We start from the raw sequence: 7844 nt of genomic DNA, 5'->3' as shown, positions 1-7844 counted from the left end.
GCCATTTACCCAGGCACTTCTAACTTGGCCGGATTACCCCGGGCCAATTTGGCTCCATAGCGTTGGCTCACTCCGGCGATCGCCGCGAGGAAAATCCAGCCCAGCACATTATTCCGCATATCAAAAATGGTGACATCGAATAGGTTATACAAACAAAGGGCGGCAAAGGCAATGCCATAGGACAGCAGTAATAAATGTTGGGACTGACGGCGAAAACCACGACAACGACCAAGGTTGATCAATAGCATCATCCCCTGGGCCAGAATGAAACCCACTGCTCCCAACATCAAGCCGGTACCAATCAAGCCCGTTTCCCCCAACAGCATCAGCACCAAGTTATGGGGATGGCCAATCCAAACGTTCATGGCGGCTTGGTACAGGGGGGTAAAATTTCTCAAGCCCTGGCCAAAAATGGGTTGATCGAGGAACATATCCCAACTAAATTGCCACTGGGTACTCCTGAGGGCCGTTCTGTAACGGTCCGGGTAAAGTTCATCCGACAATCTGCCCCAAAAATATTTAGGCACTATTTGCCGCAATGGTTCTTTGCCGAAGGGGCCAAAGGATGCCCATAACACCATGGCAGTGGCTCCCCCGGCCAAGGCCACTAACCAGTACCAACTTAAATAGATGGCGTAGGCAATGCCAATTAGTAACCCAATGCCCCAAGCACTGCGAGAGCCGGTCAACACTAAGGCGATCGCCTCTAGGATGCAAGCTACTAACAGGGCCCACACCAGGGGAGGAGGATTAAGGCGGTTACTGGGGGCGGTGAAATGCCAGCGGCGGATGCATTGGATTAATAGCCCCAGGCTGAGGGGAAACACCATCAATAACCAAGCAGAAAATAGGTTCGCGTACATTAATAAGGATGACATCCGACCTTCAGGTCTGCCTCCGGCCACTAGGTTGGTGCCGATCGCCGCTAACCAATCGGGGGTGGCCCAGTTGCCATAGATTTGTCCAAAGCCAAGGATGACTAATACTACGGTGTTGGCGGTCAGTAGCCAGGCTAAGTTATTCAGTTGCTTAAATTGGCAAATTACCTGACTGAAGGCCAGAAAAACGATGAAGTAGGGCACAAAGTTGGCCAGTCCCAACAGGGCTTCCCCCCGGTCATGGGCGGTGATGGTGGTCAACAAAAACCACAGGGTCAGGGCAGTCCACACTTTGGCCAGGGGTAGGCTTGCTAATTTTTTGCCATGGAAAAACCACGGGCTCAGGCTAGCAAACAGCAGTGGCAGTAACCCCGCTACGGCGTTGAAGGGCAGTAGGGTTAACCCCACAGAGACCGCTAGTTGTTCTTTCTTTAAGAGATGGGAAGGGATTTTCAACTGCAACTCCCAAAATTACCACTCCCCATATTATCCCCAGGCGATCGCCTTCCGCATTGACCCTCCGTCTGATTGGTAGTCAAGCTACTTGGCAACCTCAACCTTCAATATGTTTTTGACTTGATAAAGTCTTTGCATCAGGGTTTCGTTAGCATGTTCTGGATATCTCTCAACTACAAAATCAATAAAATCTTGTACAGTACAGGGCTGATCAAATCCTCCCATCCAACTATGGAACTCTTGATGGATGATTGAATCAATAGTGATCAAGTTATCTACAACCGAGGCTAGATGGGGATAACCTTTGACAGAATAAAGGTGGTGAGCTGTCAGAATCATTTGATTGATACTATTCGGCTTGATTAGTTTTATCTGACAAGTTTTTTTATCTCTTTTCTTAGCTCTAATTTTTGCATTCTCAATTTTCCTGGAGATATTTTTTGTATCGTTATCAAGAGCTTGTAATGCTTTTTCTATTTCAACTGTGATAGTACGGCATTTGCTTCTTCTCGCTTTATCTTTGAGGGTTTGACTGATTTCACGAGAAACGATCACACAACCTTTACCAGAGAACCATAGTTGTTGTCCCTGTTTCTGCTTTTTGGGGTTATGAAAGTTCCTTTCGACGTAATCAATGTCAATCTCTAGTGGGCTATTCTGCCTTAAATATTCAAGAGTTCTTTTAATAGTCTGTCCATTAGTCTCCAAGATACGTCGTAGGCATTGCTTATGAACAAAATTACGACCGTTAACCTGAACGATTTTATCTTGGGGCTCAGAAAATTCCTCTTGGATAATTCTTTGAGCCAAAGCGTGTTTCAGCCTATTTGAATTTTGAGTAATGAAATCTTTAATACGATGTACGAAACCAAGATTACCGTGGGCATCAAGGTAGTAAGCTATTTCAAGAGCCCCTTTATCAGAGAATTTTTTCATTCCCAAAGATGGTCTAATAACGATATAGTCCTTTCCTTCTACTAAATCCCATTCGTCATCGGGGTCTGAGTCAAAAAACTCAATAATGTCTAACAGTTTTTGATGACTAATATCAAGTGCCTTAGCTAATTCTTCCTCAGAAATAGTAAATTTTATAGGCATAGCGCTGATCCTGTCTATTTGAAGGTGTTCGGATTGATGGAACGATACATTTGATTGATGCGATCGAAAACTTTAGCATTCCCTGTTTGAGGATTGTCGGGATGATAAACCTTAGATAGTTGTCGGTAGGCACTTTTGATCTGTTCTTCTGTTGCTGTGGTGCCATCTAGACCAAATACTTGCCAGGGTTTGAAATACTTAAATATATTTATGCCGTTTATGCAATCCTCCCCAGTTTCTCCCACCTCGTTTGGCAAGATACCAACAAAGTCTCGGTATAGCTTTTCCCAAGAATCTTTTTTGCTGAAATTTAGCTCCATATCCCGTGTAGCTAGTTGAAACTCACCAGATTCTTTCAATTCATCAGTGTTAGATACGGCAAAGTATTTGTAGACTGCTTCCTTAACTTCACTCAACTTCAGGGCAGGGACTTTCTTCGGTTTCTTGGGAGTCGTTTTTGCTTTAGCTTTAGGCTTTTTCTGGGCAAGGACAAACTCCGCAAATTGCTCTAGGTGCCCGGCATCATAGCCATGCAGGGAAACTAGTCTCTCTATTTCCTTTCTGATGCCATCAGTGACCATGCACTTTCCCTCAGTAGCAGATTACTTTAATAATAAATGCTAATTGAAAATTCGTATGTATGCTTAGGACGAGATTCTACCAGATTATGGATCTACTCTGCTAAATCTGCTTAAAGTTTTTTAAACTACAAGGTCATAATGCCTGTAGTCTTGTGGCGATGGGCGTAAAAGCAGTCTAACCAAACCTTGGTGAGGTGTATCGTGGGGGGCTGTTAGAAACTCTGTTTATTCCAAAAGGCGATCGCGGCAGAAGGCGAGGGTGCTGTAGAGATGGAAAGCCTTATCCCAATTAGTATCTTCCCGGCGGAGAAAAGGAATGTGGGGGTCCACTGATTTCAGTAATTCCTGAAAATCTAGGGCCGTTTCCGCAAACGCATTGAACTCCTTCCAAGCTGGTTTATCCGCTAAATTTGTCTGCCAGATATGGCTCAGTTGTTGCCATTGTTGATGGGCCGTACCCTGTTGCCCATGGACAGATTTTTCATCATCTAGGCTAATGCCCTGGTTAAACTCGTAAATTTGGTCGCAAAAACGCAGAATTGTTTGGTGTTGCGGTAAATGTAAATCACAAATGTGGGCGTAATCTAAAATTTCCGTTTTGCGCTGGATTTTGCCCCGCACATTCACATCTACACATTCCTCAAAAATGGGCAATAAACCCTCCACCGTTTGACTGACATCTTGCCAAGTAAAGCTAAAAGTCCCCTCCTCCTCCCGACTAATGCGATAGGTAACCGTGACCACGGGGGACAAACTTTCAATGCGGAAAACGGGGAAAACTTTTAGGGCCAAAATGTCAGCTAAAGCCACAGAAAAGCTAGGAATGGCCGCCGCCTGACATTGCTGATGGTAATAGTTCAACTCTCCGATCGCCCCGGTGCGATAGAGCCGCCAAGCCCGACTGGGTAACTGGAGCCGAGCCGTGTAGGGGTCCATGGCCATGATTTTGCCAAACTGTATTGCCTTGGCTTGTTTTTCCCCAGGGGGCACCGGTTCCAGCACAAAAATTCCCGCCGACTGGGCCTCCGGATCTGCCTTAGCCTCCTCAATGGCCGCCTGTTGTTCCGCCAGGGATTGGGCTGCTTCCGCTTGACGATGGGTATCAATGCGACCCAGCCCCGCCCTAATTTTGGCCACCAGTTGGGGACTGTGACTAATGACCAACAACTGCCGAAATTTTTCCTCCGCCCCGTTTAAATTGCCCTGGGCCTCCAGCAGGCGAGCTTGGTAATAGGCCGTCATCGGATTTTCCCAACTCTCCCCCTCCATCGCGGCCAACAGTTGTTCTGCTGTGGCCAGGTCGTGGCTGTCAATGGCGTCGGCAATGGCTTTATACATAGGGAAACAGGCCGAAAAATATTAGGTTTCCAACAGAGCAGTAAGCTGGGCTAGGGCTACGGTGGGGGCTGTCACCGCCCGCAAAATCCGTTTACCAAGGGATACGGGCTGAAACCCTTTGGCGATCGCCAGGGCGATTTCCTCATCCGTCCATCCCCCCTCTGGGCCAGTGGCCAACACCATTTGGGCCGGCAAACCACTCTGTTTCAAGTATGCCCCAAGCATAGGGCTATTTCTACGGGTCACACAGAGCAAAGCCAGGGTTTCGGGCCCCGTAACCTCTTCGACAAATTGACCAAACGTTAATGGAGGGGCCACCGGGGGTAACCATTGTCGCTCCGACTGTTCCGCCGCTTCCGTGACAATGCGTTGCCAACGCTCAAGTTTATTTTGACTGGGCTTTAATAGGGTGCGTTCCGTCAACAAAGGCTGAAACGCAGTGGCTCCCAACTCCGTACAGGGGCGAATAATTTCCTCAAACCCACTGCCCTTGGGCAAGGCGATCGCCAAAGTCACCGCCAGGGGTAATTCATTCTGCTCACTGACCGCTTCTAATAATTGGGCCGTGCCATCATCCGAATCATTTAACTGGGCCCGCCATACCCCGCCACCACCATCCAACACCATGAAGCCATCACCCCTTTGCAGTCGTAACACCCGTTGGAGATAATGCCGCTGGGGAGCAGTCAGCATAACTGTGGCATCAGTAATTTGCTCTGGGGCAACGACCAAACGGTGGGCCATAGGACAGTAATTGAGGAGTTTTTCCTCGCTAAAATCAATCCCCAAACGAGGGTGGAGGATAGGACAAATTGTACAATGGGCTTCTGGCATTGCCTCCCCAGGGCAGTGACCCAAGCACTAAGCAAAATTTTATGGCTTTTCGACCCCGCAAACGCTTTGGCCAACATTGGCTGAACCATCCACCAACTTTGCAGGCCATTGTGGCGGCGGCAGATATCCAACCCGGCGATCGTCTCTGGGAAATTGGCCCGGGCATGGGGGTTTTGACCAAGCAGTTATTAGCAACGGGCAATCCCCTGGTGGCAGTGGAGTTAGACCGGGATTTATGTCTTAAATTACGCAAAAAATTAGGGCAACGGGAAAATTTTCTGCTTTTGGAAGGGGATGTCTTAAAACTAGATTTAAACAACCTATTACAGGATTTTCCCCAATTTTCAGCCCCGAATAAGGTAGTGGCCAACATTCCCTACAACATCACCAGCCCCATTCTGGAACTACTACTGGGCACCATCCAAAAAACCCGATCGCCTAGTTTGGCCACCATTGTTTTATTAGTACAAAAAGAAATTGCGGAACGATTAACGGCCGAACCCAGCACCAAAGCCTACGGAGCCTTGTCGGTGCGGATGCAATACCTCGCCCGGGTGGATTGGATTGTGGATGTACCCCCCAAAGCCTTTACCCCGCCGCCCAAAGTAGATTCCGCTGTTATTCGCTTAACTCCCTACCCCGTAGATCAGTTACCAGGCGATCGCCGTTTATTGGATCAACTCCTCCGGCTGGGGTTCGCCAATCGCCGTAAAATGTTACGCAATAACCTCAAGGGATTAATCGCCCCGGAACAGTTAACTACTGTGTTAGAACAGTTAGCTTTGCCGAGCACTGCCCGGGCCGAAGACTTGAGCTTAGAACAATGGTTAGAGTTAACTAATTTGTTGCCGACTTTCTTTTCCCCAACCTGATGCATTCCTACACCCTCCACGCCCCCGCCAAAATTAATCTTTTCCTCGAAATTCTTGGCGATCGCCAAGCAAATTATGGCTATCACTGACGGCGGATCAAGTTTTGCTAGAAAGTTTTAGATTTATGTTTGTAGTTCTTACAGTTATGGGATCTTTAATCCAGCCTTTCGAATAGATTAAAATTAAATTCTAGCAACCTATGCCAGCCAAAGATATTTTCCACGACTGTGTTAAAAATGCTTTGATTAAGGAAGGATGGACGATCACGGAAGACCCCCTGAGCTTGAAAATAGGCAAAAAGGATCTGTTTGTTGATTTGGCGGCGGAAAAGTTGCTGATTGCAGAAAAACAGAATCGCAGAATTGCGGTAGAGATTAAAAGTTTTATTGGTACATCGGAGGTAGAAGACCTTAAAAATGCTTTAGGCCAATATATTCTTTATGAAAAAATCATCAAAAAGCAATCTCTTGGTCGAGTTTTGTATCTTGCCATTAGGGACGCTATTTATAGAAAATTATTTATGGAGGAGATTGGCCAAATTTTACTAGAAGAAAACACAGTTAAATTAATTGTTTTTAATCCTGAAGAAGAGGTAATTGTTCAATGGATAGGCTAGCTAAACATCGTCAAATTATTGAGAAAGTCCTAACTCCCTATGCCAATATTTCCTATGCCAACGCCGAAATTAAAAATCGTCTTGTCATTGATGAAACCCGTGATCAATACCTAATTATTTCCGAAGGTTGGCAACGGAACCAACGCTACCATAGTGTTCTAATTCATCTGGAAATTATTGACGGTAAGCTCTGGATTCAGTGTGATAACACAGAGGATGGTATTACCACAGAACTCGTCAGTGCAGGTATTGCCAAAGAAGAAATTGTCCTCGGCTTCCATGAGCCACAAATACGCCCCTATACCGGTTTCGCCGTTGCTTAAAAAAGATCAAATTAGGATTCGCCAATCACCGTAAAATGTTAGGCAATAACTTGAGTGGTTAGATTTAACTGATTTATTGCCCCTCTTTCACCCCCAACCTAATGCATTCCTACACCCTCCATGCCCCCGCCAAAATTAATCTTTTCCTGGAAATTCTTGGCGATCGCCCCGACGGCTTCCACGAATTGGTGATGGTATTACAGAGCATTGCCCTGGGGGATGAAATTACCGTGCGGGCCAACGGCACTGATGACATCCGCCTCAGTTGTGGGGACAGTCCCCTGGCCAACGATGCCACTAATTTGGCCTACCGGGCGGCCCAGTTGATGATCAACCATTTTCCCCAGGCCCATAGTCAGTATGGCGGCGTGGATATTACCTTGACCAAACACATTCCCATGGCGGCGGGGTTAGCAGGCGGTTCAGCCGATGCGGCGGCGGTGTTAGTGGGTTTAGACCTGCTCTGGAATTTGGGTTTAACCAGGCCGGAATTAGAACAGTTAGCGGCCCAACTGGGTTCCGACATTCCCTTTTGCATTGGGGGCGGCACGGCGATCGCCACTGGGCGGGGGGAAATCCTCGACCCCTTACCGGACGGGGATTGCTTCTGGGTGGTGTTGGCCAAACACCGTTCCCTGGAAGTTTCTACCCCCTGGGCCTACCAAACCTATCGCCAACAGTTTGGCAAAAATTACCTAAACGATGACCAATCCCAACGGGCCCGGCGTAAATCCATCCATGCGGGGCCTCTCCTCCAGGGCATTCAGCACCGCAACCCAGGGCAAATTGCCAGCCATATCCACAATGATTTAGAAAAAGTTGTTTTACCCGCCCATGAAGCTGTGGCC

Annotated in this window: 8 protein-coding genes and 1 pseudogene; 4 read left to right on the top strand and 5 right to left on the bottom strand. The window is 47.4% G+C overall.

From position 1 onward, the window contains the following. Positions 1-5: 5 nt before the first annotated feature. The 5 genes and pseudogenes from IQ219_RS13510 to IQ219_RS13490 all read right to left on the bottom strand — a co-directional run bounded on the left by IQ219_RS13510 (position 6) and on the right by IQ219_RS13490 (position 5262). The gene (locus IQ219_RS13510) at positions 6-1334 is read right to left on the bottom strand and encodes an O-antigen ligase (protein ID WP_228017076.1); all 1329 of its coding nucleotides are present in this window, start codon (positions 1332-1334) and stop codon (positions 6-8) included. A gap of 84 nt (positions 1335-1418) precedes the next feature. Further along, complete coding sequence (locus tag IQ219_RS13505) at positions 1419-2432, bottom strand: hypothetical protein (protein ID WP_194072952.1); 1014 nt, start codon at positions 2430-2432, stop codon at positions 1419-1421. Positions 2433-2446: 14 nt separating this feature from the next. Continuing rightward, positions 2447-3013, bottom strand: coding sequence for a J domain-containing protein (locus IQ219_RS13500; protein ID WP_194018884.1), 567 nt, complete (start codon positions 3011-3013; stop codon positions 2447-2449). 225 nt (positions 3014-3238) lie between these two features. After that, complete coding sequence (locus IQ219_RS13495) at positions 3239-4351, bottom strand: hypothetical protein (RefSeq protein ID WP_194072951.1); 1113 nt, start codon at positions 4349-4351, stop codon at positions 3239-3241. A gap of 21 nt (positions 4352-4372) precedes the next feature. After that, a pseudogene (locus tag IQ219_RS13490) lies at positions 4373-5262 on the bottom strand (16S rRNA (uracil(1498)-N(3))-methyltransferase). Between IQ219_RS13490 and rsmA the strand changes: the two are divergent. The 4 genes from rsmA to ispE all read left to right on the top strand — a co-directional run. Next, a complete protein-coding gene (gene rsmA, locus IQ219_RS13485; protein WP_194072950.1) occupies positions 5227-6057 on the top strand; it encodes a 16S rRNA (adenine(1518)-N(6)/adenine(1519)-N(6))-dimethyltransferase RsmA in 831 nt (276 codons plus the stop codon). The pseudogene IQ219_RS13490 and the gene rsmA sit on opposite strands and share 36 nt — an antisense overlap. A gap of 199 nt (positions 6058-6256) precedes the next feature. After that, positions 6257-6673: an element excision factor XisH family protein gene (locus tag IQ219_RS13480; protein WP_190597296.1), complete on the top strand. Its 417-nt coding sequence runs from the start codon at positions 6257-6259 to the stop codon at positions 6671-6673. After that, positions 6661-6996 (top strand): XisI protein, encoded by a 336-nt coding sequence (locus IQ219_RS13475; RefSeq protein ID WP_194072949.1) that lies wholly within the window; start codon positions 6661-6663, stop codon positions 6994-6996. The genes IQ219_RS13480 and IQ219_RS13475 overlap by 13 nt, the downstream gene beginning before the upstream one ends. 101 nt (positions 6997-7097) lie before the next feature. Beyond that, positions 7098-7844: 4-(cytidine 5'-diphospho)-2-C-methyl-D-erythritol kinase (gene ispE / locus IQ219_RS13470; protein ID WP_194072948.1), on the top strand; the 747-nt coding region annotated here is incomplete at its 3' end.

The sequence above is a fragment of the Synechocystis sp. LEGE 06083 genome, from assembly GCF_015207725.1.
Taxonomy (GTDB): domain Bacteria; phylum Cyanobacteriota; class Cyanobacteriia; order Cyanobacteriales; family Microcystaceae; genus Synechocystis; species Synechocystis salina.
This window is presented reverse-complemented; position numbering and strand designations above follow the sequence as displayed.

What these genes read in the sequence shown, in the direction of transcription:
- IQ219_RS13480 (WP_190597296.1), top strand. Translation starts at nt 6,257, where the DNA reads ATGCCAGCCAAAGATATTTTCCACGACTGTGTTAAAAATGCTTTGATT.
- IQ219_RS13505 (WP_194072952.1), bottom strand. Translation starts at nt 2,432, where the DNA reads ATGCCTATAAAATTTACTATTTCTGAGGAAGAATTAGCTAAGGCACTT.
- IQ219_RS13475 (WP_194072949.1), top strand. Translation starts at nt 6,661, where the DNA reads ATGGATAGGCTAGCTAAACATCGTCAAATTATTGAGAAAGTCCTAACT.
- rsmA (WP_194072950.1), top strand. Translation starts at nt 5,227, where the DNA reads ATGGCTTTTCGACCCCGCAAACGCTTTGGCCAACATTGGCTGAACCAT.
- IQ219_RS13495 (WP_194072951.1), bottom strand. Translation starts at nt 4,351, where the DNA reads ATGTATAAAGCCATTGCCGACGCCATTGACAGCCACGACCTGGCCACA.
- IQ219_RS13500 (WP_194018884.1), bottom strand. Translation starts at nt 3,013, where the DNA reads ATGGTCACTGATGGCATCAGAAAGGAAATAGAGAGACTAGTTTCCCTG.